This is a genomic window from Paenibacillus sp. EB106-05-06-XG162 (assembly GCF_058791655.1).
The window spans coordinates 1-898 of sequence record NZ_JBYTDT010000045.1 but is presented as its reverse complement, the minus strand read 5'-3'; the positions used below and the strand labels follow the sequence as shown (position 1 = coordinate 898).

Here is an 898-nt window from a genome sequence, read left to right as displayed (position 1 = left end):
GGACGACGAGAGGAATATGTAGACAAAGACAGGCAGGTCCAAAAACTTAAACGGGAGAACGACATGCTAAAAAAGTGTTTGGAAATCTGGATGCAGGAGATGAAACGAACAAATATATAAGCATTGAGAAAGCCGCCCAAGAATATCCAGTTAGCGATCTGTGTAAGCTCTTCCGTGTCTCCAGAAGTGGCTACTACGCTTTCTTGAAGCGCAAAGGAACGGACAAGGATCAGGAAGCGAAGACACTCGTTAAGAAGGTGTACGAACAATATAATGGGATATACGGCTATCGACAAATCCAGCTGTTCTTGCTGCAAGATCATGGTGTCTGGATGAATCACAAAAAGGTGCTGCGACTCATGCAGGTCCTAAATATCCGTTCACGGATTCGCCGGAAGCATCGTTGCAACTACGCCTCTTCAACGGAAGGGCGTGTGGCAAAAAATCTACTTAAGCGGGATTTCAAGGCGGATGCACCCAACCAGAAATGGGCTACGGATATCACACAATATCGTGTTGGTGAAACATGGCTTTATCTCTCAGCTATAAAAGATTTATTCAATAACGAAATCATCGCTTATAAGATGAGTCTTAGAAATGATAATGAACTTGTTCTACAAACCTTTCAAAAGGCTTGGGACAAACAAGAGGACGTGACTGGATTGATCGTTCACAGCGATCAGGGATTCCAATACACGTCCCATGCTTACCATGACATGCTGCCACAGGTTGGCGCCCAAATCAGCATGTCCCGTCGAGGCAATTGTTATGACAATGCCTCCATAGAGAGTTTCTTCTCGCATCTCAAAACGGAAGGTCTCTATCCTTATGATATCCGAAATATGAATGAGGCACAAAGGAGAATTGAAAAGTATATTCAGTTTTACAATCAACATCG

1 protein-coding gene is annotated in these 898 nt (G+C 43.7%); it reads left to right on the top strand.

Going from position 1 to position 898, the window contains the following annotated elements; all coding sequences use genetic code 11:
- Positions 1-74 precede the first annotated feature (74 nt).
- On the top strand, positions 75-898 hold an 824-nt coding region (locus tag AC3WU2_RS30640), incomplete at its 3' end, for an IS3 family transposase (RefSeq protein WP_492458612.1).